This is a genomic window from Microcoleus sp. Pol17C6, from assembly GCF_036701145.1.
GTDB lineage: Bacteria > Cyanobacteriota > Cyanobacteriia > Cyanobacteriales > Microcoleaceae > Microcoleus.
Genome location: NZ_JAUBQH010000040.1, coordinates 17594 through 41604, shown reverse-complemented (window position 1 = coordinate 41604; position 24011 = coordinate 17594). Strand labels below are relative to the sequence as shown.

Sequence of the window (24011 nt, the reverse complement as noted above, 5' to 3'; positions counted from 1 at the left end):
TACCGATGCCCAATTTTTAATTTTCCTGTGCGGTTTTGGCGATCGCACTTAACTGCAATCCCTGCGGATAGCTGTTTTCTTCTTTGCTGCGCTTGATGTCGGCCATTGAAATCTGCGGTTTGAGGTATTTTGCTAAAACTTTAACCACGTCGCCCCGATCGATCGTCCCCGCTACTGAACCAATCGGCGAGAGGACGATGATTCGGGGGAGTTGACGGGCTTCCATGCTGTTAATTACTTCTGCGAGGGATGCTTTTTCCGAGACTGTGGGGGTTTTTCCCAAGGGTTTCAAAATGTTGTGCAAAGTCTGAACTTGCCATTGACTGCGTTCTGTGAAGCGGATATCGTCGATCGACACTAAGCCCAAATCCCGGCCGTTGGTCGCAGCAATGTAAAATGGAAACGGATTGACTTCTAACAAATATCGATCTGCAAATTCTCGCAGAGTCAAATCTGCATCTACAACTCGAAACTCGCGACTCATCGTATCGCTGGCTTTAATTTTGAGCAGGGCTTCTTGCAGCGAAGTAACTTGGCTATAAGCAGTGGCATTGCGAATGCCAAACCAGCCGATTAGCGCAATCCACAAGCCGCCGTACTCGCGCGCTAAAAAGCATAAACTCAGACCCAAAGCAACAGCCAGCCAACCTAAAACTTGTCCTGTTTTTGCCGCCCAGCGAACGCCGGCAAATCGAGAGCCGGTGATTTTCCAAATTGCTGCTTTTAAAACTTGTCCTCCATCCAAAGGCAGACCGGGAATTAAGTTAAATAATCCCAAAACGAGATTGATTAGTGCTACCCTTTCGGTGACAATTGCCAGCAAACTTTTCGGGGGAAGAACTTGAGAACCCAAACCGAGGATTAAAAACAGCGCAAAGCTCACGAGAGGGCCCGCAATAGCTACTTGAAAAGCTTGACCGGGAGTTTTTGATTCCGAGTCGATCGAAGCTACTCCGCCAAATAAGAATAAGGTAATAGAATTAACTTTAATGCCTTGCGATATCGCGGCCAAGCTGTGTCCGAGTTCGTGCAAGAGCACGGAAGCAAACAGTAGCAGAGCTATTGCTAACCCCGCACTCCAGGAGAGCGCAGGCCCCCACAGGCGGTAACTGCTGGCGTATTCGCGGGTTGCTAAAGCTAAAATTATAAACCACGAATAATCTATAACTAGGGGGATGCCAAATAAAGAGCCGATTCGCCAACCTGTCTGCATGAAGTTTCCTGGGAAAGGAGAGCAAGAAAGAGTTTCTATTATATCTTTTCTACTCCTTGCCTTTGCCTTTCCCCTGATTTTTACAGAACTCCGGCGTTACCCAAGCCCAAGATTACTCCGGCTCCGAGCAAGTGGCCGAAGCTGGCTGTTGCCAGCAATTCTGGTACGCCGAAGCCTTTGAACATTCCAGGGAGTGCAACGGGTAAAGCTGGGCCCTTGCCTCGGTTTTGCTTGGAGATGCCGTAGTAGCCGATCGTGATCGCCAGCAAATTACATAAAATCATTGTCAGTCCTACCAGTGGCGACCACTCGGGTGTTGAGGGAGCGGTAGATTGTACGGCTAACAGCAAAGATGAGGTGATCATGTTCTTATCTCCTGATTTCACAGATAAATTGATTTCCAAGATTATAAAAAGCGGTTTGCATTAAACTAAGATTTGTTTTAATAGTTAACAATTCGTTGATATTTTGATACAACTGCGGAACCGAGGAGGAAGAGTGCGGGTTAAAATTTGCGGAATCACTAAATTAGACCAAGGAATTGCGATCGCCCGCTTGGGAGCCCAAGCTTTGGGGTTTATCTGCGTGCCGGCTTCCCCCCGCTATGTCACCCCAGAAACAATTCGCTTGATTGTCGAGCAGTTGCCGGAAAATGTCGATCGCATCGGCGTTTTTGCCAACACCACAATAGAAAATATCTGTCAAGTAGCAGCAGAGTCAAATTTAAGCGGGGTGCAGTTGCATGGAGATGAAACAGCGGAATATTGCGATCGACTGCGGGAGTTTTTGCCGGGAATTGAAATTATAAAAGCCCTAAGAGTTAAGACTCCTGAAACTTTAGCCAGCGCTGCTGTTTATGCTGTTCGTGTCGATACTTTACTACTGGATGCTTACCATCCACAGCAATTGGGCGGTACTGGTAAAACGATCGACTGGATGATGTTATCAGAGTTTAGACCGCAGTGTCCTTGGCTGCTGGCAGGCGGTTTAACACCCGATAATATTTTAAATGCAATTGATAGCGCGATCGGCAATAACTTCAGCGGTGTTGATCTTTCTAGCGGCGTAGAAATAGCGCCGGGAGATAAAGATTTGACCAAAGTTGCTCAGTTGTTTGCTAATTTAAGTCAACTTGCTCATCATTGATAAATTGGCAATACCAAATTCGCGCTTTTTATCGGATTTATTCTTTAGTCTGCTTGGGCGAAGCCTGCCGTAGACTAGGCAGACTTCGTTTGTATAGTAGCGGTTTCAACCGCAGTTTATTTCCTTTATTGTTTTATCGGCGGATCTCAAAAGTGCGTGAAGCGGAGCTATCGCCAAGGGGATCGCCCTCCGGGTCTTCGTATTCCAAAACCAACTCACTAACCGTAGCACCGGTGGGGCCGCGGCGGCACCAACTAATCATTTCTTCCACAGCTTTTTTGGAGCCTTCAAAGACAGCCTCGACGCGGCCGTCAGGGAGATTTCTTACCCAGCCGCCCAGGCCGAAATACTTTGCTTGATTCCTCGTTGAATATCGGTATCCTACTCCTTGAACTAATCCGGAAACAAAAACGCGGACTCTGACGGGCGGCAATGATTGGTTTTGCATAATAAACGGCTCAACTTACTGCTAACATCTGTTTGAAAATTTTAAGGATCAGTTTGATTATGTTAAATTTTAGTGCGCTCTCGCTGCCGGGATTCCTGATACGCCGTATCACCCTGGCTTTTTCAACTATTCCCGATTTCACTGATTGGCTGGTTGCAGCTATGCTCGCGCTGGTTTACACTTCGATCGCTCTTTCCGTGGGTTTTTGGTCGGGATTTTTAAAAGTAGACGTGCAAACCTCTCGGCGTACAATTGTGGGAGTGCTTCTTGGCTGTTTGTTAAGTCCAGGCATCACCGAGGAATTATTGTTCCGGGTGTTAATGCTGCCGCACCCGTTCGAGAAGGCTTCTGGGTTAATGCTGTGGCTTTGGGGATGTGCGAGTTTGGCGGTTTTTGTAGTTTACCACCCGCTGAACGCGCTAACTTTTTACCCGGTTGGTCGATCGACCTTTATGAATCCAGTGTTTTTGCTACTGGCGGCAATTTTGGGAGTTGCGTGCTCCCTCGCATACCTGCAAAGCGGTTCTATCTGGCCTGCGGTGGCGGTTCACTGGCTGGCAGTGACAGGCTGGCTGTTGCTACTGGGCGGTTACAGGAGGCTGTATGGTTAAATGTAAAAAGTCCAGCATCACTATTTTGTCGGGAGGATCTCAGTTGTGGGTATCATAGGAGCGATCTTAGGTTTTTTGGCAGGGGTAGCAGTTGCTTACTGGTTAGTGGAAAAGCGCTTAAACAAGCAAAAACAAGAATACTTGCAGCAAACTAGCAGAATTAGTGAAGAAATAGAATTAGCTCAGATGTCTCGGGTGCGACAAGCTGTCGAATCTCAGCAACAAGAACGCGAAAATCAGCTTAGAAAAGCTACTATCGAACACGAAAATTTACTCAGACAAGTTACTACCCAATACGAAAACCAGATCAAACAAGTTGCGGCTCAATATGAAAATCAGCTCCAACAAGTTTTGGCAGAACGCGACAGTCAGATCCAACCAGTTGCCAACGTAGACGAGTACGAGCTGCGGCGACAAATCAGCGAGGAATTAGAAGTCGCTAACAATGCTAGGATGCAGCAAAATATCCAATCTTTGCAAGCAGAACACGAACATCATTTACTCAGAGTTGCTGACGAATTGCATATAAATTATCAAGCTCAGATGGAGCAACATTTGCAAAACCTGCAAAATGAACACGAAATTCGCTTGAGGCAAATTGCCGAGGAATATGAGAACCGCGAGGTTGAGATGCAGTTAAATATGGAGGCTTTGCAAGAGCAATACGAGAGTCAGTTGCAAGCGGCTCACGAGCAGTTGAGAGATCACGAAGCTCAGATGCAAGCTACTATCAGGTCTTTGCAAGAGCAGTACGAGAGTAATGTACAGCAACAAGAAGTCCCCGAGGATCAGTTCAGTCAGTTAAATCCCACAGAATTTGGAGAATATTTACCACAAGAAGAAGTTTGGCAGGACCAGTCAAGTGAGTTAAATCAAACAGAAGTTCAAGAAGAGTTAAATTACACAGATTTTTCGGAACCACAACCAATTGATTTACATCAACCAGCAGTAGAACCACAGCTTCCAATTACCAGACAAGCAACAAGCTATTCCCTACCGCAGTTGATGGGATGTGTTCAAAGTCAGGATAAAGAAACCCGCAAGTTTGCAGCGTCTGCTTTAGGTAAAATGGCTGCTGCTAATGCTCTGAGAGCCGAAGGTCAGCGAGCAATAGAAACCTTGGGAAAATTAGCTCAAGATATTCACCCGGAGGTGCGCCAAGCTGCTGTGGAAGCACTAGCAATGATTAAGTCTGAAAAAGTGATTCCGCTGCTACAAAAAGCTTTGCGAGATATAGATAGCGGTGTGGCTAAATCGGCAAGTGCTGCGCTCAATAAGTTTAAGTTTTATCCGCGCACTCCGCCGGCTAAGCCGAAAACTGTTGATCTGAAGAAACCAAAGCGTTAAGCATTTACGATCACAAATAAATATAGCAATTGTCAATTGTCTACCACACAGTAGGGATACAACATTGTTGTGTCCTTACCGAGGTGCTATATTTCACTCAATTTCGATTACTAACACAAACTTTGGAGGTTGGGCTAAGGAAAGAAATCAAACTCAATTATTCGATCGACAACTCGCCCAATCCTTAGCAGCAATTACCGACACCCCGCCAGCCGAGGCCGGTAGGTTTGATGATACCCTGCCAACGGCTTTGGCGGCAATTGAGTCGCGCAAAATCTGTTTAAGATTGTTGTCTAACTGATCTGTTGCACTATTCTTAAAAACGTTGCTTTGTACCGAGTATAAATTTGAGGTCGCCGGAGTCGCTAACAGCCATATCTAAGCGAATTAATCCAAAGGACGATCGCACCCTCACACCCACCCCAACACCTGCCCCAGTCCCCGGTTTGTCCCTGACTACCGCCGGTTTTCCGAGTACGCTATCTCCTGTTCCTAAATCCGACGCAAAATCAACAAATATTACGCCGCCCACATCCTGACCCACAGGGAACCGATATTCGCCGGAAGCTAAAAAATAACTCCGGCCACTGCCAATATCCCCGCTATCGTAACCCCGCACGGAATTGCGGCCACCGAGGCGAAAAGCTTCCGTTGGTGGCAAATCCCCGATTACCGTACCCGCTTGCAAGTTAAAAGCCAGCATTTCGGGCAAGGCTTCGGACTCGCTGATGCCCAGGAAAGTTAGTGGTACATAGTGTATATAATTTGCTAACAGCCTGTTGCTCACAATGTTACCTCGTCCCAGAGGTATCGACTGCTCGGTGCTGAGGCTGAGAATCGATCCACTGGTGGGGTTGAAGGGATTGTCCCGCCGATCGCGCATTGCGCCAAAAGAAACAGTGTATAACTCGTCAACGCCGCTGCCGCTGAATGTGAGAGGATTGCCGAGTTCGTCGCGGCGGGCGATATTTAAGTTGCGATCGCGCGTACTGATGTTTGTATAGTTCAGTCCCAAAGTCGATTGCCAATCGCCCAAAGGTCTGGTAAACCTCAGATTTCCCCCCATCCGAATTTCCCGAACTCGGTTCCCGTTGGGCAAATCAATATCTTTGTTGAAAATTTCCGATATTCTGCGATCGCCAAAAGCTCTCACACTGTATCCCAAACGGTCTTCGGCGGCAACGTAAGGGCTGACAAACTGGACATCGTACTGGATACCTCGGAGGCTGGGCTGAAGATCCACCGCTAGCCGCTGTGGCGTTGTGCCAAAAGTTCGATCGGTATATGAAAGAGGAACAGCAACGCCAACATCATCACTAAGACTGGCACTTACGCTAAAAGATCGAGCCGATCGCTCTTGAACGTTGTAGATTACATTAACATCCGTGCCAACTTCTTCGATCGAAACCGTAACCTTGTCAAACAATCCCAATTGCTGCAACTGCTGCAAGTCCGATCGTACAACTTCCCGGCTATAGTTATCCCCCGCCTTGAGTTTGAGCTCACCTCGGATAAAATCTTCCGAAATTCTGCCCTCAACCGGATTCCCTTTTTTATCAACAGCTTCGCCTCTGGAATTGACAAAGCGAATTTTCACCTCTGCAACGTAAACGCCCTCAGCGTTGCCTGCTTGACTGATTTGTAGAGTACCGCCTAGCTGTCGGGCGTTGCTGTTTACTGCTTCGGGGATTTCGGGGTTTGCCACGATCGTCGCCGGAGTTTTTAACGATGTAAAATCTTTATTGTGGCTGGACTTGAGTGATATCAATTCCGGTTGCACCGGAATGACTGTTGACTGTTGACTGTTGGCTGTTGACTGTTGACTCCGGGTGGAAAAACTCAATGGTTGAGTGTTAACTGTTGACTCAATTTTATTATTGTGATGCAACCGGAAACGATATGAGGGCGATTCACTAGGAGATAGCTGCGCCGCGCCTACTTCTGGAGAAGCTGCGAGCTCATCGGATGCCGGCAAATCCTGCACAGTTGGGTTCACCTCATCCGATTGGTGACTATTTAAGACTGGAAGCGATAACAAATGTCGCTTGTCATCAAGTCTAGATCCCCCTAAATCCCCCTTAAGAAGACCCACTTTGAGCATATTTCTTGTCCCCCCCTTATTAAGGGGGGTTAGGGGGGATCTAGACTTCGCTACAAACAAGAGAGACGGTCGGTTTGACGTTAAGTTATCACCAATGACCTCATCCTCCCTCTGCGCCCTCTGTGCCTGTGCGGTTCCCTCTCTAAACTCCGCCTCAGTCGCTGCGGCACTCGGATCGATCGCCCGCGCTGCCAATTCGCCGCCAGCCAGCGCAGCCAAAGTCAAAAATGCAATAATCGAAATTCGCATAGACATTAAATTTAAAACACACCGAACGCATATTACCCAAAACCGGGCCCCCTGCATAATTAGCCGAAAAGAAACCCGGTATTGTTGAGGCTACCGGGTTTCTGGGATGCTGAAATGTGCGAAAGTTCGATCGACCGCGGGCGATCGTAAAATTTGTTTAAATAGCTTGTCGAGAAACTCGTTTCTCAAAATGAGCCTGAGTCTGCTGCAACAGTTGTTCGCGACTATCCTTAGCGGTGGTAATGGTAGGGAGCAAGTTGCGAGCTTGTAAAGTCATGTGAAGCTGTAGGTGTGCTACGTACTCACTGACATCTTCGCGAAGAGAGCAAGCCGGGTACTGTTTTAAAGTAGAGTTCAAAGTGTTCTCCTGCTTTGAGTTTGTAGTATTTTCTAATAATCATAGACAATATCATGGTCTATTTCTAACTGTGTACTCCGTAATGAAGTTTAACCTTTGGACTGCTTTTTTGTTACAATTGTTTACAAAGATTTCTTACCTATCAGGAGTCGAGTCCCATGCAGTCTCAAGCACTTGCAGGACTAAAGCACATATTAAGTACATTTGTCAATAGCACCACCCAAACAGCCGCCTACCTCGACATCGGGTGCGGCAGACCCTTATTGATGCTGCACGGTTTCTTAGGAGAAAAGACTTGCTGGCTGCCATTAATTGAGTTATTGCAATCTCAGTTTCGGTGCATCAGTTTAGATATGTTGGGTTTTGGAGAATCCAGCAAACCAGAAATCCGCTACGACGTAGCTGTAGAAGTTGCTTTTGTGTGGCAAGTTGTAGAACAACTAAATATCGAACCATGCTGCATCATCGGACATTCTTTTGGCGGTTGAGTAGCATCTGCATATTCCCTCAAATATCCTAATTCTGTGAGCAGTTTAGTGTTAGCAGCACCAGCCGGAATTCGGGACGACACTTTTTGCGGTCAATACGATGCTTTGCGGCCGCTGTTGTGGGAAACCCCAGCCGTTGATTGGGCCTTGCAGTTGGCAAAACCTTTTGCTAGTTTAGCGGGAAAAAGTGAGCAATTGCAGCAAATTTATGGGTGGCGCAGGGAGTTAATGTCTCAACCAGTAGCCAGGTCATTTTTAATGAGTCGGATGCGGCCAGAAGATGCAGTTGATACAGTAGAAAAAGAAATTCACCAATTGCAAATTCCTACCTTAGTTATCGCAGCAGATAGTGACGAAACAATTCCTCTATGGCACTGTGAAACCTACGCTAACGAGATACCGGGGGCAGAGTTAGCAATTATTCCCAATGCTGATCACGGCTTGCCGCAAACTCAAGCTCAAATTATGGCGAAGTTGACTTGTGAATTTTTGAATAATTAAGAAAAACTGTGCAAGAAGCCTAATCATAAAAAGTGTGATAAGCCACCAAGTGCCAATAATTGTGTTTTAGTATACTACTTTATTAGGAAATACAGAATATATTGATTAGTGTCTTGTACAATTATTTTTATGGCTCTTAAATCTTGTGTCAGCACGAGCTACAGACATTTAGTTGAGTCGGGGATATTACCAATGGCGGCAATGAGGAACTATTTTAATCTGGAAGAAATTACGACAGCCAGAAAAATTAGTGCTGCGGTAATTAACATCAGCGGCCGCCAGCGAATGCTTTCCCAACGAACGGCTTTTTTTTGCATGAGGTTAGTTTGCTCTGAGAATGGGGTAGAAAGAGCCCAACTGCGGGTGAATTTGTTAGAAGCGATCGAGCTTATGGAAAAATCGCACCGCGACTTAATTAATATTGGTAGCAGCGTCAACTTAGTGAGTCCCCCTTCAGGCGCCCTCAAGGCAATGTATTTTGAGCCGCCACTGTATTTAGACAAGCAAGTGCGCGCATATATCGATCGAATAAAAGCATTGGTGCAAGTTCCCGATGCCGAACTCATGCTGGAAAATCCCCACCTGCTGTACATTGTCGAAGCAGCGGGCGGCGACTTGCTAGAAGCTTTCGATGCCGTGGTGAGTCAATACCAGCAAGAAAGCGAAATAGAACAATTTGAAATCGACCTCAAACAGGTAGAACTTTATCAAGAAAGTTGTGCTGCTACCTCGAAAGCGGAAGCTCAAGCCGCCCAGCTCGATCGCGCACTTCGCGAACTAAAACAAACTCAAGCTCAACTCCTCCACAGCGAAAAAATGTCTTCGCTGGGGGCGTTAATGGCTAGTATCGTCCACGAAATTAATAACCCAGTTAGTTTTATTTACGGGAACTTGAGCCATGCCGCAATTTATACTCAAGATTTGTTGCACCTGCTGTGTCTCTATCAAGAATGCTATCCCAATCCCTGTCCAGAAATCACAGCTAAAATCGAAGAGATAGATCTTGGTTTTCTAGTTGAAGACTTGCCTAAAGTTATCTCTTCCATGCAAATGGGTTCCAATCGCATTCGCGAAATTGTCAAATCTATGGGCAATTTTTCGCGAACCGATAACAGTAACATGACCATGTGCGACTTGCACGACAGCATTGATAGCACCGTGTTAATTTTGCGAAACCGTCTCAATTCTCAAATAGACCGTCGCGACATTCAAGTAATTAAAAATTATGGAAAATTACCTCATGTAGAGTGTTATTCAGGACAGCTAAATCAAGTATTTATGAATCTAATTACCAATGCCATCGATGCTTTGGACGAGACATCACAAAATCAGCCCTATGCTGCGCTCAAAATTTCGATAACCACAGAATTAGCTGGGCCCGATCGCGTGAGAGTGCGGATTGCTGACACGGGACCCGGAATGACACCACAGATAAAAGAGCGAATGTTCGAGCAGTTTTTCACCACCAAGGAAATCGGTAAAGGTACCGGTTTAGGATTGTCTATTGTCTACAAAATCTTAGTAGACAATCACCGAGGATCGCTTCGGTGCGAGTCGGAACCCGGCAAGGGAACCGAGTTTATCATTGAACTGCCGATCCAGCAAACTTAAGCAATTTACTAATCATCCACATTTATCTATGTTAACTGTTGCACGGGCGTCCTGCCTGTGTTAACTGTGTGTGGCACGGGCGTCCCGCCTGTTTTAACTGTAGTTAAAATTTACACATATCCTACGCTAATTCTAGCTTCAAAGTTGGCAACAGCTTTTCTAAATTTCTGAGAGATTTCTGTTGCCAAGGAATATCATTTGAACCCAATACCAAAAGTTGAATCGTTTTCTTTTTCCGGACGCTAATGACAAATTTAGACAGCATACTGATACCAGAACTGTTAACAAATTCCAATTGTTTTAGGTTCAAGGTAATAGTAGGCGGTTCGCCATTGGCGACCTCATCTAACAATTCGGCTATTGGGGCATATTCTGGAGGGCCACTCAGGCTGAGTTCGCCTTGGAAAGTGACTGTGACTGATTCTGGATCGTACTGGATGCTGTAATCTTCACCTTTAATTTCTTGAATGCCCATTGTGATTTGGTTTCCTGACTAATATATTGCGATCGCACAAGAGAGTAAATATTGAAATGCTAGAAACTAGACCCTAATTTGAACGACAGTCGTAACAATGATGGTATCACTATCTGGCCTGCGATCGAATTTCCAACCTATCTTAGCTGAATAGTCATTAATCATCGTCAGCAATCCCAATCCCGAGGTATCGCTTTCAGATTCCGCATTCTTTTCAAGCTGCTGCAAATAAAGTTCATTTGTATCGGAATCGAGAATTTCTTCAATAAACTCCTTCAACTTCTTCGCCCCTTCTGGATTGACACTATTACTGGCAAAAATTACCGCCGTCACCTCGGTTTCACCAATAAAATGTATACCAAATCTGACCTTGTAATTGATATCATCCTTATTAAATTTTATCGCATTTTCTAACAGTTCGTTGGCGACATAGCTAACAGCTCCTTTGCTTTCTTTTATCCGTTTCTCACTGCTAGCATCCTCCTCATCCACTGGTAGAAAGCTAGACAAATAATCGGCTACAAAATGAGCTGAAAGCCGGTTGTTGCGCCAGCGCTGTTTGATCGGGCGAGAACTGGGAGTAAATGTAAGTTCTAGGGAGTCGTGTTCAGGAGGAAAATCTTCAATGAATTCTCCAAAGATTTGTGTCATTGTTTTTAAGCTTCCAGATGTCATGATGTTTTTATCTCCAATTGATGTATTAATGTCACTTCTGAGTGAATTTCCACACGCCATTCCAGTTAGCAGGAAGACTATTTTCTAACAGCAATTGGATGCGTTTTAGGTAAAGTTGACTTGGCTTGTCATCTGGATTTAGTGCTACTATCTGTTCAAAACAAGCTATGGCCTTAGCAAAGTTTCCCTGACAATATTCTTGGAGTCCCTCCTCAAATATAGGCAAAGTTTGAATTTTGAGCGATCGCACTGGCTCTACTTCAACATCTAACACCTCACAAACTGTAATGGCTTCTTGTCTACCTTTGACAATAGCCCGATCTAAAAAACGGATATGATACTTTTCGGGTTGACTCAAACGTTGTACCACATCTCCAGAAATTAATAAAGATACGCCATAATACTTAGTCAAACCTTCCAGACGAGCGGTGAGATTGACATGATCTGAGAGCGCATCTGCTTGCATCCGATTCGCATCTCCAATAATCCCAACCATCGTATCACCCACATGGATACCAATGCCAATCTTCAGCGGTAGATCCCCATTTATTTTACGGCTTTGATTGTATTTCTGCAACTGTTCCAACTTCACAATTCCTGCCTGAATAGCATCATCCACGCCATCAGGAAAAACTGCCATAACTCCATCTCCTATATACTTGACAATAAAACCGTTGTGCTTACGAATTTCGGGACTAATTTGCTGTAAATAGTTATTGATGAAGTCAAAGTTTTCTTGAGGAGTCATTTGCTCCGCCATCGTGGTGAAGGAACGCATATCGGAAAACATAATTGCCATCTCTTTGCTCACGTGATCTCCAAGCTGGAAATCAACCATGCTTTGCTTGCCGAGAAATTGGAGAAATTCATCGGGAACAAAACGTCCGTAAGCCTGCAAAAGTTTCTCTAATTCTTGTTCCCGCGCTTTCACCGTTTGCACCATATGCGAGAATACCTGTGCCAGTTCTCCCAGTGCATCACTGCGCGCTGCCACATCTGACAATATCTGGGGTTGAAAGCTATTGTTTTTTACAGCAATAGCTGCATCTATAACTTTTTTTACCTGCTCGATGTAAGTCTGCATCTCTCGGTTTTTATGACGGATCTGGTTTTCCAGATCAGTGGAGTGTTGCGTGATAATTTCTACTAAGGTTTCATAGCTATTTTTTTCATCCTCTACTTCCTCAAGTTTTTCACTCAACTCCTGTAGCTGCGTATGGAGTTCTTCTGGAGATTTAGATGGTGCTAAATTTATTTGTGGTTTCATAATTTATACTTCCCAATGTGGAAGCGCAAAATTGTTTGACTTCCTCGCTGTAAATTATTATAACTTACACACGCGGAACTCGAAATCCTGTTTCTGCTTCGATGCTTGACCACTAAATCCAAGACCCCTGGTAGAAAACGGGTTGACGACCGTCAATCATAAATTATGCACAATATTTCCCTGTTGCTTCAATACTAGCAAAGTAATGTCATCAAATACCTTTTGTTCTCCAATAAATTTTCGCAAATCAGCGATGGTGGCTTCCTTGATTTGTTCGGCGCTCAAATGCCAGTTTTGAGAAACCACTTCACAGAGTCTTTCGATACCGTAGAATTTTCTGTGTATGTTTCTAGCTTCGGGGATGCCGTCAGTATAAAGCACCACCCCGTCCCCCGGCTCTAAGTCTACTAAAACATGGCTAATCCAATCGGAAATATCCTCATCTAAGGCGAGCGGAAATCCTAAATTTATTGTGTCTATCCGCTGGGTTTGACCACCTTTCCTGACCACAATAATTTCCTCATGTTGACCGCTGATACTAATGGTGCGATCCGCATAGTTTAGCAAAGCAAGTGTCATATTTTTGTCGGAGTTCATGCGCTGGACATTTTTATAAATAGTGCGGTTGAGGGTATCTAAAAAATGCACCGGATCGGATTCTTGCATTTCCTGAAGAGTGCGGACAGCAGCTTGAGTCATCACCATCAAAATGCCACTTTCTAATCCGTGTCCGGTGACATCACCAATGCAAATCGTCACAACCCCGTTAGTACAAAGTACGTCGTAGTAATCACCGCCTACTTCCGAGGCTGGCTCCATAAATCCGGCAATATCTAAATCTTCAATCGCTGCGAGTTCAGCAGGTTTTGGCAGAATCAACTGCTGCATTTGTTTGAGCATATCGAGCTCGGAACTCATGCGGAGGTTTTCCGCTTTCAGGCGCTGGTTGAGAGTGGCAATTTGTTTAGTGGCTGTGGCGAGTTCAGAGGTACGTTCTTTGACTTTATCTTCTAGCGTTTCAAAGGATTCTTGCTGTTGTCTCGCCATGCTGTTAAACGAATTTCTTAAGGTTTCAATTTCCCAAATCAGACTGGAAGCAACGTTCTGGTTAAGAACACCACCTGCTAGATATTCTGAAGCTTGAGCAATTTGATTCAGGGGGCGAGTAATCCAGCTAGCGGTGAAAATACCCACTCCAACAGAGACAATTAGAGCCACAATACACAGCAAAAATGTCTGGCGAGTGTTAGCATAAATTTGCGCCATAAAGTCGGCTTCAGGAACTACTACTACAATCAGCCAATTGAGACCGTACTTGTCAGTTAGCGGAGAAACTTGGATAAATTGCCGCTCACCGTTTAGCTTAAAGTCAAGTTGAACAGTTTGATGAATGTCTTCCAAACGCTTGAAGCGATCGAGCAGATAAACCACACTTTTACGCATCAATGGGTTGCTGCTTCCCTGTGCTTTTATCCGCTTTGTATCTTTGCCTTTTCCCACTGAAAGAGGCTGTTCTTTAAGCGAGGTGGCTATTAATTCACCCTGGGGTTCAATGATAAATACTTGACCGGAATTACCCACCCTTAAGGTTTGCAAAAAGTGACGAATTTGATCGAGTCCCATCTGGCAAGTCAGCACGCCAATTAGTTTCCCTTCGCCATTATAATAGGGTAGACTCGCATTAATTTGCAGCGTACCATAACCAAAATTAATATAAACTTCACTCCAAGCTGCCTGTTTCTTCTCAACAACAACTCTGTAAAAAGGGCGCGTGCGAACGTCATAATTGGGCGTAGTTTTGTCAATTTTTGTGGGGTTTCCATCAGCGTCAAGGTTGTAATATATCAAGTTGCCACCCCCGGAAACCAGTTGCTGGGCAAGCTGAGGTTGTTCAAGTCCAACCAGCCGATTTACCCAACCCACACGCAGGTACTGACCTTTTTCGTTGGCAATTCCCGCGTGACCGATCGACTTAAATTGCAGAACTTGTTTCCAAAAATAGGGTCTAGCTTGCTCCAAATCGTCAAAGTTCAACACTCCCAAAGGTACAGCATCCTGATTGATCTGATTCACCAGTGGCGGAGCTTCCAGATAGGTTTGAACACGTTCGTAAACTCTCGCACTCACTTCCTGCCGCAACTGAGTAACAATATCGTTAACTATCTGCTCTCCGTTTCTGTAAGAAAGATAGCCAACGCAGCCAACAGCAGCCAAAATTTGGAGAACAAAGGGAACTACCAAGACATTGCGGAGACGGAATTTGCCCGATCTGGAGACGATCGCACTTTTTTGAGAAACCATTGTTAAAAACACTCCCAGCGGGCAGTTTTTTGTTACAAGACTTGATAATGGATATATTAAGAGCGACTCACAATGTTATCATATCAAAAACTCAACCAACATCAAAAAATCGGCGTTCATCAGCGCTCATCTGCCTCCATCAGCGGTTACAATAAAAAAATAAATACTCAAAAAAATGCAAATTACTAACTCCCTCCACAGCGCCCTACTCATCTCCAACCTAGAAAAATCCCAACACTTTTACAGCACCGTACTAAGACTGCAAAAAATCGATCGAGACTTAAAATTTCCCGGAATCTGGTATCAAATCGGCGACTTCCAGCTCCACCTAATTTTAGCTGCAACAATTATCCCAGATGCCGTAGACCATGCCAAATGGGGACGCAACCGACATCTAGCATTTTCTGTTGCTAACTTAGAGGCAGCCAAACAGCAGTTAATCGCTCACAATTGCCCGTTTCAAATGAGCGCGTCAGGTCGATCGGCATTATTTACCCAAGATCCCGACGGCAACATCATCGAACTCAGCGAGTAACAGATGAAAATCATCGCTTATTCTTACACCGAACCGCTACTCGAAACAGCACCCGCACCGGAAATTTGGGGCCAAGAAGTCGATCGCACCTATCAAGACTTAGGAGGGCGGCAACAACTGCAACAACTCCTCAAAGACTGCCAAACAGAACCAGTCAAATACTTATTAATTCAGCGCTTTGAAGAACTCGGCGACACCGTACAGCAAGTGTGTTCGCACCTCGCCCAACTCGAAAACCTCGGCATCGAAATCATCGTACAAGCAGAAACAGAACCGCGAAACCGCCAAAACTTGCTGCAAATCCTCGCAGAAATCCAGCGCAGCCAACACAGCCGGAGTATTCGCAAAGGACACGCGCGCAACCGCATCAAATCGCGGATTCCACCGGGTAAGGCTCCCTACGGCTACCGCCGCGGCAAAGATTGTTATACGATCGATAAAACCACCGCCCCCACCGTCAAAGACTTTTTTGAACACTTTTTAATTTACGGTTCCTTGCGAGGTTCCGTGCGGTATTTAGCCAAGAAATACAACAAAAAAATCTCTGTAAGTACCGGCCGCCGCTGGCTGATAAATCCCGCCTATCGAGGCGATTTGGAATATCAAAACGGTCAAGTAATTTCTAACACCCACGTCCCGATTATTTCCAGAGAAGAAGCAGCCCAAATAGACAGGTTACTGCGCCGTAACCGCTGCCTTTCACCTCGCAGCGCTAGCGCCCCACGTTCCCTCGCGGGTTTAGCAATTTGTGCAGAATGCCAATCGCCGATGACAGTTGCCAAAGTCACCTCCTACCGCCAAGAAAAAGAATACCTTTATTTGCGACCGATTAACTGTCCAAAACAGCCTAAATGTAGCGGCCTTTCCTACGATGAAATATTGCAATTAACCATCGCCGGTATTTGTCGGGATTTACCCGATGCTGTTGCTGGGTTGCAAATGCCAAATATGAATGGAATTAAAGCAGGAATTGTCAGGGCGATCGCATCCAAACAAGAAATCATAGAGCAACTTTGGGCCCTGATTGACAGCGGCATTTTAGACACCGAAACGGCAGAGTTTAGAGCCTACAAAATCCGCACCGAAATTGCCGAACTGCAAAGCAAATTAGCGCAACTACCCCCAGTAAACTTGCGAGAAACTGCCCAAACTGTTTCCCTTCCACAATTTTGGCTCGATTTATCAGAATCAGAACGCAGGTTTTACTTTCGAGAATTTATCGATCGCATTGAAATCGTCCGGGAAAATACAAATTGGAAACTGCAAATTATTTTCATTTTTTAAGAATTAGCTAGACGTTCATCCATAGCTCGTAGGTTAGATGCCCAACTTCTTAAATAAGTGGGGTATTTGGGTACTCTATTAGTTCGCTAGGAGTGGACTTCGTTTGACAAGCATCGGTTTCTACCGCTGGATTATCTTTTTTACCTTTTAGCCAATAGACGCTCATCTCTCCTTTTCCTTTAATCGTTATCGCACCTCTTTCCTCAAATAAATACCGATTTTTTAACAGTTCGTAAATAGCGGTAGTAACTTGAATATATCCCGGTAATCCTTGACATTCCATCCGAGAAGCAACATTAACAGTATCTCCCCACAAGTCATAGATAAATTTTTTAGTGCCAATTACGCCAGCAACTACTGGCCCTGTATGAATGCCAATCCGAATTTGAAATGGTTCGCCTCTGTCATTTTGAAAATCAGCGATCGCTTCCTGCATATCCAAGGCCATATTCGCGATCGCTTCTGCATGATCTGCCCTCGGCACCGGCAACCCCCCCGCTACCATATAAGCATCTCCAATGGTTTTAATTTTTTCCAAACCGTGTTTTTCAGTTAGTTGGTCAAACCTCGAAAAAATTTGGTTCAATACATTTACCAATTCTAGAGGTAACATTCTAGCAGCAATAGACGTAAAATCGACAATATCGGCAAAAAGAACTGTTGCTGAATCAAACCTCTGGGCAGGAGAACCCTCGCCCTTTTTCAAATTTTCAACAATCGCTGCTGGTAAAATATTCAGCAATAAATGATCCGACTTTGTTTGAGCAAGCCGTAAAGCTAGCTCCACCCCCTGCCGCTCTTTAATTTCGTTTTGCAAACGTTCGACAAGTTCTTGGGATTGCTTCGTGTGCTCTTGAAGTAACTGTTTTTGACTTTGAATTGTTAACTGATTTGCCACTCGTGCCAATACTTCTTTACCGTGAAAAGGTTTAGTAATATAGTCAACTGCTCCCACCTCAAAAGCTTTCACCTTATCTAAAACGTCATCTAAGGCGCTTAAGAAAATTACCGGAATGGAACTGGTTTTTGGTGAAGCTTTCAACTTTGCACATACCTCATATCCATTCATATCTGGCATCATCACGTCCAGCAAAATTAGAGTTGGCGGAAACTCTTGCACTGTAGCGATCGCCCTTTGCCCGTTCAGCGCTTTACGAACCTGATACCCTTGTTCGGTCAAGATTGTAGATAAAAGCCGCACATTATCGGGCTTATCATCAACTACTAAAATGTTGGCTTGAATTGTAGGATATTGATGGCTGTCCATGCGATCGCTCACGGTAGTTTGTCAAGATAACAGATATTAACACTTAAGAATTTTACCTCAAAAAAAACGAAACAGTAGAAATTCCTATTTTCTCTCCTAAAAAGAGATGGCAAGGAGACGCTATTGGGGCTTAATGTTAGGTATTTTTTAAAGAGAATAGCGTCCTAAGTTGAAATTAGTTAAAAACAGGTATTTTCACCTCGTCGCAACTGCTGACTGCGCTATATCTATAATATCGTCAAAGAGGAAATCCTGCACCAAAGTAGTTAAATATTCTGCTGCCAAAGCAAACTGGCTCGGCATTTCCTCAATCAACTTGACAATTTTATCGTCGCAACATTCATGAGCAGCATGAGCTATCTTTTCTACCCACTCAAGAGGCATTTGACCGAGTTGTGACTCGATAGATTGATTGCTAGTCACTCCGCTAATGTGGCTTTCATTTTCTAGTGGTGCATCCACAGATTCCTCGTAAATGTAACGTACTCCTAAAAGTTCTTCCATTTTCGCAAATAATATCTTTGCCTCGAAGGGTTTACGCATGAAATCATCGCAGCCAGCTCCTAAAATAGTTTGTCGTTCCTCTTCAAAAGCGCTAGCCGTAAGAGCAACTACTACAGTTTGTTTTCCGAGAGGATGAGCTTTAATTTTTCTGGTGGCTTCATAGCCATCCATGACAGGCATCTGCATATCCATCCAGATCAGGTGCGGTTGCCAATCCTCCCATACAGCAATAGCTTCTTCACCATCTCTAGCTGCTCGCACGATGAGGCCTAGTGGTGACAATAATCTCTCTATGACTAGGCAGTTATCGGCGCGATCGTCAACAACCAAAATCCGGTATTCTGGTTGATTCGGGGCTAAACTAATTACTTTTTTCTGCGGTTTAAGGATTTTAATCTCGCTGGGAGTGGCAAGACTGATTTGAATATCAAATGCAAACTTACTTCCCAACTCCGGTGTACTGCTGACAGTAATATCTCCTCCCATCATTTGTACAAATTTGCGGCTAATTGGTAAACCTAATCCAGTCCCCTGTTGAGACTTTTGACCTGTTTTTGTTTGCTCAAAGGGTTCAAATAACTTATTCATCTCTTCTGCGGCAATGCCAAGGCCAGTATCTTCAATTTCAAACTGAAGGCGTAACAATTCCGGGTGAAGGTGATTCGCGTCTACACAATCACAGTCCGCCAAGCTTTCGGACTGATTAAAACCAGTGCACCATCCGGGTTTTTTTTGTATAGCTGCGGTTTCAACCCCTAAGTTTTCGGAATGTTCAGAACCCGCGTCATCAAGCTTTGTGTGTGTGTCCGAAAACTCTGCCGTTTTAGTCCCCAAACTTTCTTTTACCTGATTTTTTACTCGCAAAGTAACGCTACCCCTCTCTGTAAACTTGATCGCATTTCCTACAAGATTGATCAAAATTTGCCGCAATTTACCTTCATCTGCCGTAACAAAGTGTGGTACGCCTTCACCCACTTCTAAATTGAGCTGCAATTTCTTAGATTTAGCTTTTAATCGAAACATTTCTTCTAAGGTTTTTAGCAAGCGCATTAAATTAAAACTGCTTTCATTAAGCTGACTTCGGCCGGCTTCAATTTTGGACATTTCTAAAATGTCATTAATTAGCGCAAGCAAGTGTTCACCGGCGCGATTAATAATTTCTAGGTGCTGTTGGTGTTGATTGTTGAGAGATGAATCGCGCACCATCACCTGACTGAATCCGAGAATGGCATTCAGAGGAGTCCGCAATTCATGGCTCATAGAAGAAAGGAATTCGCTCTTGGCGCGGTTAGCTGTATCAGCAGCTACGACAGCTTTTTGTAATGCTGTTTCTGCTAATTTACGTTCGGCAAGTTCTGTTTTGGCTTGTTCAAAAAGGGTGGATTGCTTGATGGCAATTGCTAGCTGCACGGAAATTTGCTGGAGAGATTCTATCTCAGAAGAGGTCCAATGCCTGTAACTGCGGCAGTGATGAGCAATTAGTAGCCCCCATAGTTTTTCACCTTGCAAAATGGGAACCACGAGGTTAGCTTTAATTTCCAACTCGCTCAGTAAATTAACGTGGCACTCTGAAAGACCTGCCCTATAAATATTGTCGATCGCGCGCAGGTGTCCCTGCTCGTAAACAGAGACGTAGTGTTCTCGAAAACAAGGGTCATTAATGTCAATTCCCAAAATCGGCATCGTACCGACAGATACCGACTCGACGGCTATAAATCCACTCCAATCTGGGTTAAAGCGGTAAATAACTGTTCTATCAGTTGACAAAAACTGGCGAATTTCTTCAACAGCCATTGTCATTACTTCTTCTAGGTTAAGAGAGGAGCGAATCCGCTCTTGAATAGCATTCACGAGCCGCTCCCTTTTTACTTGTTGCTGCAAGGCTATTTCCGCCTGTTTGCGAGCAGTAACATCTACTCCATAACCAACGCACTCCACAGGTAGACCCGCAGCATCTTTGACTAACTTGATCTCATCGTAAATCCAGCGATAACTACCGTCTTTGTGCCGTTCGCGGTATTCGTAGGAAATCGATTCTTTTTCCAATATCTGAGCGTATGAAGTAGCAACAATCTCTCGATCTTCGGGATGAACCAGGCTATGCCAATCAAGGGAACCATCAACCAATTCTCGCGCTTCGTAACCAATCATTGAAACAACATTATCGCTGACAAATGTTACCTCATAATTTCCCCCTAATTTGCAGCTAAAAATCACCGCCGGGGTAGTCGCCAGCAAATATTGCAAGCGTTCGGTGACAGAACGCAAGTTTAACTCGGCTTGCTTGCGATCGCGAGCTTCCATTGCTAAAGCTGCGATCTGCGCCACATAGCTAGCGAAGCTTTGTTCGTCGAGCGTCCAATTCCTGGTCGTTCCCTGATGTTCTAAACAAATTACACCCGCAATTTGCCCTTTATGGGTAATAGGAACATCTAGCATGGCCGAGATGTTTAAAGGCTTCAAATAAGATTCGCTAAATTCTCGGGTGCGCGGATCGGTTTTGGCATCAACCGCTGCGATCGCCTGTTCTGTCTTCAAAGCTTGGAAATAGGTAGGATAGTCAGCAACTTTCAGTTCTGCGCCGGCGCTGTGTTGATTGGGAGTCAGTTCGTAAATATCCGCACAGCACAGTGCGGATTTATCTTCCTGATAAAACCAAATACTTGCCCGATCGACATTGAGGGTACGAGTTGCCATTTGCGTAATTTCTCTCAACGCCTCGCCGATATTTCCCTCGTAAATACTAGAGTTTTTGGCTAATTCTAGCAAACCATTTTGTTGTTCAGTTAACCTAGTTTCTCGTTCCCGCAAAGCGGATTCAGCAGCTATCCTTTCTCTTATTTCTGCTTCTAAATAACCATTAATTTCTGTCAACTGTGCGGTGCGCTCTTGGACTTTAATTTCTAAATCATCATAAGCGTGGCGTAACGCTAATTCTGCATCTTCACGCACAGCAATCTCAGTCTGCAACTTGCGATTTATGGCCTCTAATTCTTGGGGGGTTTTTAAGGACAAAAACTGTGGCAATAGTGTTACCATCGAGGCGGCGGTGTAGCAGGAAACCAGTGCAGTAATTCCTTTTTCAATCCCCGACAGCCAATAAGCGGAATGCCAAAGCGTCCAAATGTCTATCAAGTGACCCGTCCCGCAGAGAATAATAAATGCACCAAATAAAGCAAATATTCCTAAAAAAGGAACATCGCGCCGCTTGAAGATAAAATAAATTAGCATCGCCGGAATTGAATAGTAGGCGATCGCGATTAAAAAGTCCCCAGTTACGTGCAGCCACACTAAAGGCGTTTGCCAAAGATAGCAATGACCGTGAGGCATATACTGAGTAGGGGAAAAGATATTTTTGAGTGCTTCCCACATAATACTTGTTATTGGCAGATAATATGGATTTGATAATGCCTAAGTTAGACAAAAAATAAAAGAAACCGAAAAATTTAGCTGGATTCAGCATTATTTATTAACGCCTCAACCCAGCTTGTTCATAACAGCTTGCTTTTGTACTTGATGGCGATCGCCAAATTGCGATCGCAACGGAATTTCAATGATAAACTCAGTACCTCTCCCAACCTCGGAAGTGCAGCGCAAATAACCTTCATGAGCTTGAATAATTTGATAAGAAATCGCCAAACCCAGCCCGGTACCAGCACCGATAGGTTTCGTCGTATAAAATGGATCGTAAATTTTAGCGATCGCATCATAATCTATGCCCGTGCCATTATCAGCAATGTGAATCTGCACCCACTTGCCATCAACTAAAAGGGTGCGGATGCGAATTTTTAGCAGTGGGCAATAGGTGTTTTGTAAGTGGTCAGAGAAATTATTTTCCCAATAGCCGTTGGTCGCATATCCCTGCTGTGCCATCTGTTCTAAAGCATCAATAGCATTAGAACAAATATTCATAAATACTTGGTTAAGCTGCCCAGCGTAGCATTCCAATTCTGGCAAATCTCCATACTCTTTAATCACTTGAATAGGCGGACGGTTTGGTTGTTCTTTCAAGCGGTGCTGCAAAATCATTAAAGTGCTATCAAGACCTTCATGGATATTTACCTTTTTCATATCGGCTTCGTCTAAACGGGAGAAAGTCCGTAAAGATTTAACAATTTCCCTAATTCGCTCGGCTCCAATTTTGATCGAACCCAAAAGTTTTTGCAGGTCTTTTAAAATAAAATCGAGTTCGATAGTGCGAATCTTGTCTGCAATTTCCGGCGCAGGAGTGGGGTAATAAACTTGATAAGCCTTAATCAATGCCACAATATCTTTAATGTATTCCTCAGCCGGAATCAGATTGCCATAAATAAAGTTGACAGGGTTATTTATTTCGTGGGCAACTCCAGCTACCATTTGCCCCAAAGACGACATTTTTTCAGTTTGCACGAGTTGAGCTTGAGCGCCTTTAAGTTGTTGCAGAGCGGTTTCTAACTGTTGAGTTTGTTCTAGCAGTTTAGCTTCCGAGTGCCGCAATGAATTTTCCGCCAAATAGCGATCGCGATTTTCCTGTAGCAAAAGTTCATTAGTCGATTCTAAAGCGATCGTCCTCTCCATCACCCGTTTTTCCAATTCTAGCATTAATTCCGAGAGTGCTTCTTGAGCTTGTTTGCGCTCGCCAATCTCAGTTTGTAAAGCTACATTTGCCACCGCCAATTGATTGGGACTGGGGATAGCCAAGATTTTTGGGATTAGTTCCACCAGCACTGCTGCTGTACTTAGCGAAATCAGCGCCGTAATCGCTTTAAGAAAACCAGAGAACCAATAATTAGGATGCCACAGCGTCCATATTTCCATAATATGGGTAATCCCGCAGCAGATAATAAAAGAGCCAAACAGCATGAAAACCCAGTCAAAAGGCAAGTCTTTCCGCTTCTTAACAATATAAATCAGCGTGATGGGTATCAAAAAATAAGCGACGGCTATCAAACCATCGGACAAAATGTGCAGCCCGACTAATCCAGGCTTCCACAAGTAGCAATGACCGTGAGGAATAAAATAATTAGGAAAAATTTCATGAACCATTTGCATTAAATCAACTAGGTTATTTGCTAAAGTTTTTAACACAGGATTACAGGCAAATCCAAAAACCTGCTAGCACAACAAGAAGAATTATGCTTTTGGACTTAACGCTTGTGATGAGTAAATGCAGCGATCTAAAACTACTGTTAATTAAATTAACATCAATCGACTCAGCTTTGGCAAAGTCAACTGTCACATTTTTAATTCGGCCTTCTATACCAACTGTGACACCGGCATGACATTTTGGCCAAGGATCAAGAAAAACTGAGCGCAGATTCGTTTCCAGTAGGAGCGCCAGCGCCCATTGAAATTAGGTTATAGCACTCAGCGATCCGTCAGACAACCGGGAAATTACCAGATTTAACCGGTATCACGGATTTCACTTAACGAAGAGAACCATTCTCCAAAGCCTGTAGAGGTAGGTTCACTCTTGTACTCTTGAAGAGTGCAGACAGGTTAAATACACCCGCCCCCACCCCGCGAGGGAATTCTTTATTGATAGTGTACTCTTTGGGGGAGAATTAACCGATGTGACCAATTACCCCCTGAAAAATGTCGCGACAGGATCGTGTCGCAATCCAATCGGCGATCGCTCTGAGTTTTACAGT

General features: G+C 44.4%; 21 protein-coding genes. 9 read left to right on the top strand and 12 right to left on the bottom strand.

The window, feature by feature from the left end:
* Positions 1 to 16: 16 nt before the first annotated feature.
* Together QUA25_RS19450 and psaK are read right to left on the bottom strand one after the other, a co-directional pair.
* Positions 17 to 1213, bottom strand: coding sequence for a site-2 protease family protein (locus tag QUA25_RS19450; RefSeq protein ID WP_333040631.1), 1197 nt, complete (start codon positions 1211 to 1213; stop codon positions 17 to 19).
* 80 nt (positions 1214 to 1293) lie between these two features.
* A complete protein-coding gene (gene psaK / locus QUA25_RS19445) occupies positions 1294 to 1578 on the bottom strand; it encodes a photosystem I reaction center subunit PsaK (protein WP_333040629.1) in 285 nt (94 codons plus the stop codon).
* Between the two features lie 133 nt (positions 1579 to 1711).
* Here psaK and QUA25_RS19440 point away from each other — a divergent pair, with 133 nt between their 5' ends.
* Complete coding sequence (locus tag QUA25_RS19440) at positions 1712 to 2359, top strand: phosphoribosylanthranilate isomerase (protein WP_333040627.1); 648 nt, start codon at positions 1712 to 1714, stop codon at positions 2357 to 2359.
* A 133-nt stretch (positions 2360 to 2492) separates the two neighbouring features.
* Here the strand turns inward: QUA25_RS19440 and QUA25_RS19435 are convergent, their stop codons facing one another.
* Positions 2493 to 2807 (bottom strand): acylphosphatase, encoded by a 315-nt coding sequence (locus QUA25_RS19435; protein ID WP_333040625.1) that lies wholly within the window; start codon positions 2805 to 2807, stop codon positions 2493 to 2495.
* A gap of 59 nt (positions 2808 to 2866) precedes the next feature.
* Between QUA25_RS19435 and QUA25_RS19430 the strand changes: the two genes are divergently transcribed.
* From QUA25_RS19430 to QUA25_RS19420, 3 genes are all read left to right on the top strand, one after another.
* Entirely contained in the window at positions 2867 to 3418 is a 552-nt protein-coding gene (locus QUA25_RS19430; RefSeq protein WP_333040622.1) for a CPBP family glutamic-type intramembrane protease, read from the top strand.
* 45 nt (positions 3419 to 3463) lie between these two features.
* Positions 3464 to 4765 (top strand): HEAT repeat domain-containing protein, encoded by a 1302-nt coding sequence (locus QUA25_RS19425; RefSeq protein WP_333040620.1) that lies wholly within the window; start codon positions 3464 to 3466, stop codon positions 4763 to 4765.
* Between the two features lie 64 nt (positions 4766 to 4829).
* A complete protein-coding gene (locus tag QUA25_RS19420; protein WP_333040618.1) occupies positions 4830 to 5066 on the top strand; it encodes a hypothetical protein in 237 nt (78 codons plus the stop codon).
* A gap of 15 nt (positions 5067 to 5081) precedes the next feature.
* Here QUA25_RS19420 and QUA25_RS19415 read toward each other — a convergent pair whose 3' ends face one another.
* Positions 5082 to 7121, bottom strand: a complete 2040-nt coding sequence (locus QUA25_RS19415) for a BamA/TamA family outer membrane protein (RefSeq protein WP_333040615.1) — start codon at positions 7119 to 7121, stop codon at positions 5082 to 5084.
* 151 nt (positions 7122 to 7272) lie between these two features.
* Positions 7273 to 7473 (bottom strand): hypothetical protein, encoded by a 201-nt coding sequence (locus QUA25_RS19410; RefSeq protein ID WP_006634481.1) that lies wholly within the window; start codon positions 7471 to 7473, stop codon positions 7273 to 7275.
* A 158-nt stretch (positions 7474 to 7631) separates the two neighbouring features.
* On the opposite strand from QUA25_RS19410, the gene QUA25_RS19405 reads away from it, so the two are divergent.
* The 3 genes from QUA25_RS19405 (at position 7632) to QUA25_RS19395 (ending at position 10073) form a co-directional block, all read left to right on the top strand.
* On the top strand, positions 7632 to 7961 hold the full coding sequence (locus tag QUA25_RS19405; RefSeq protein ID WP_333040612.1) for an alpha/beta fold hydrolase: 330 nt from the start codon (positions 7632 to 7634) through the stop codon (positions 7959 to 7961).
* 36 nt (positions 7962 to 7997) lie between these two features.
* The gene (locus tag QUA25_RS19400; protein WP_333040611.1) at positions 7998 to 8462 is read left to right on the top strand and encodes an alpha/beta hydrolase; all 465 of its coding nucleotides are present in this window, start codon (positions 7998 to 8000) and stop codon (positions 8460 to 8462) included.
* Positions 8463 to 8591: 129 nt separating this feature from the next.
* Positions 8592 to 10073: an ATP-binding protein gene (locus QUA25_RS19395; protein WP_333040610.1), complete on the top strand. Its 1482-nt coding sequence runs from the start codon at positions 8592 to 8594 to the stop codon at positions 10071 to 10073.
* 121 nt (positions 10074 to 10194) lie between these two features.
* Here QUA25_RS19395 and QUA25_RS19390 read toward each other — a convergent pair whose 3' ends face one another.
* From QUA25_RS19390 to QUA25_RS19375, 4 genes are all read right to left on the bottom strand, one after another.
* Positions 10195 to 10548 carry a slr1659 superfamily regulator gene (locus QUA25_RS19390; RefSeq protein WP_333040608.1) on the bottom strand — a complete coding sequence of 118 codons (354 nt, stop codon included), beginning with the start codon at positions 10546 to 10548 and terminating at the stop codon, positions 10195 to 10197.
* Positions 10549 to 10614: 66 nt separating this feature from the next.
* The gene (locus QUA25_RS19385) at positions 10615 to 11223 is read right to left on the bottom strand and encodes a DUF6272 family protein (RefSeq protein WP_333040606.1); all 609 of its coding nucleotides are present in this window, start codon (positions 11221 to 11223) and stop codon (positions 10615 to 10617) included.
* Between the two features lie 31 nt (positions 11224 to 11254).
* Complete coding sequence (locus QUA25_RS19380) at positions 11255 to 12490, bottom strand: adenylate/guanylate cyclase domain-containing protein (protein ID WP_333040604.1); 1236 nt, start codon at positions 12488 to 12490, stop codon at positions 11255 to 11257.
* A gap of 156 nt (positions 12491 to 12646) precedes the next feature.
* Positions 12647 to 14791 (bottom strand): SpoIIE family protein phosphatase, encoded by a 2145-nt coding sequence (locus tag QUA25_RS19375; RefSeq protein ID WP_333040602.1) that lies wholly within the window; start codon positions 14789 to 14791, stop codon positions 12647 to 12649.
* A 175-nt stretch (positions 14792 to 14966) separates the two neighbouring features.
* Between QUA25_RS19375 and QUA25_RS19370 the strand changes: the two genes are divergently transcribed.
* Together QUA25_RS19370 and QUA25_RS19365 are read left to right on the top strand one after the other, a co-directional pair.
* Positions 14967 to 15326 carry a VOC family protein gene (locus QUA25_RS19370; RefSeq protein ID WP_333040601.1) on the top strand — a complete coding sequence of 120 codons (360 nt, stop codon included), beginning with the start codon at positions 14967 to 14969 and terminating at the stop codon, positions 15324 to 15326.
* 3 nt (positions 15327 to 15329) lie between these two features.
* Positions 15330 to 16610, top strand: a complete 1281-nt coding sequence (locus QUA25_RS19365; protein WP_333040600.1) for a recombinase family protein — start codon at positions 15330 to 15332, stop codon at positions 16608 to 16610.
* 49 nt (positions 16611 to 16659) lie between these two features.
* Here the strand turns inward: QUA25_RS19365 and QUA25_RS19360 are convergent, their stop codons facing one another.
* The 3 genes from QUA25_RS19360 to QUA25_RS19350 form a co-directional block, all read right to left on the bottom strand.
* Positions 16660 to 17877 (bottom strand): adenylate/guanylate cyclase domain-containing protein, encoded by a 1218-nt coding sequence (locus QUA25_RS19360; RefSeq protein WP_333040649.1) that lies wholly within the window; start codon positions 17875 to 17877, stop codon positions 16660 to 16662.
* 195 nt (positions 17878 to 18072) lie between these two features.
* Positions 18073 to 21753 carry a GAF domain-containing protein gene (locus tag QUA25_RS19355; protein WP_333040599.1) on the bottom strand — a complete coding sequence of 1227 codons (3681 nt, stop codon included), beginning with the start codon at positions 21751 to 21753 and terminating at the stop codon, positions 18073 to 18075.
* Positions 21754 to 21858: 105 nt separating this feature from the next.
* Positions 21859 to 23412, bottom strand: coding sequence for an ATP-binding protein (locus QUA25_RS19350; protein WP_333040598.1), 1554 nt, complete (start codon positions 23410 to 23412; stop codon positions 21859 to 21861).
* Between the last annotated feature and the right edge of the window lie 599 nt (positions 23413 to 24011).

Coding starts and splice junctions, on each gene's coding strand:
- QUA25_RS19450 (WP_333040631.1), bottom strand. CDS start 1,213: ATGCAGACAGGTTGGCGAATCGGCTCTTTATTTGGCATCCCCCTAGTT.
- psaK (WP_333040629.1), bottom strand. CDS start 1,578: ATGATCACCTCATCTTTGCTGTTAGCCGTACAATCTACCGCTCCCTCA.
- QUA25_RS19435 (WP_333040625.1), bottom strand. CDS start 2,807: ATGCAAAACCAATCATTGCCGCCCGTCAGAGTCCGCGTTTTTGTTTCC.
- QUA25_RS19430 (WP_333040622.1), top strand. CDS start 2,867: ATGTTAAATTTTAGTGCGCTCTCGCTGCCGGGATTCCTGATACGCCGT.
- QUA25_RS19415 (WP_333040615.1), bottom strand. CDS start 7,121: ATGTCTATGCGAATTTCGATTATTGCATTTTTGACTTTGGCTGCGCTG.
- QUA25_RS19405 (WP_333040612.1), top strand. CDS start 7,632: ATGCAGTCTCAAGCACTTGCAGGACTAAAGCACATATTAAGTACATTT.
- QUA25_RS19395 (WP_333040610.1), top strand. CDS start 8,592: ATGGCTCTTAAATCTTGTGTCAGCACGAGCTACAGACATTTAGTTGAG.
- QUA25_RS19390 (WP_333040608.1), bottom strand. CDS start 10,548: ATGGGCATTCAAGAAATTAAAGGTGAAGATTACAGCATCCAGTACGAT.
- QUA25_RS19385 (WP_333040606.1), bottom strand. CDS start 11,223: ATGACATCTGGAAGCTTAAAAACAATGACACAAATCTTTGGAGAATTC.
- QUA25_RS19380 (WP_333040604.1), bottom strand. CDS start 12,490: ATGAAACCACAAATAAATTTAGCACCATCTAAATCTCCAGAAGAACTC.
- QUA25_RS19375 (WP_333040602.1), bottom strand. CDS start 14,791: ATGGTTTCTCAAAAAAGTGCGATCGTCTCCAGATCGGGCAAATTCCGT.
- QUA25_RS19370 (WP_333040601.1), top strand. CDS start 14,967: ATGCAAATTACTAACTCCCTCCACAGCGCCCTACTCATCTCCAACCTA.
- QUA25_RS19365 (WP_333040600.1), top strand. CDS start 15,330: ATGAAAATCATCGCTTATTCTTACACCGAACCGCTACTCGAAACAGCA.
- QUA25_RS19360 (WP_333040649.1), bottom strand. CDS start 17,877: ATGGACAGCCATCAATATCCTACAATTCAAGCCAACATTTTAGTAGTT.
- QUA25_RS19355 (WP_333040599.1), bottom strand. CDS start 21,753: ATGTGGGAAGCACTCAAAAATATCTTTTCCCCTACTCAGTATATGCCT.
- QUA25_RS19350 (WP_333040598.1), bottom strand. CDS start 23,412: ATGCAAATGGTTCATGAAATTTTTCCTAATTATTTTATTCCTCACGGT.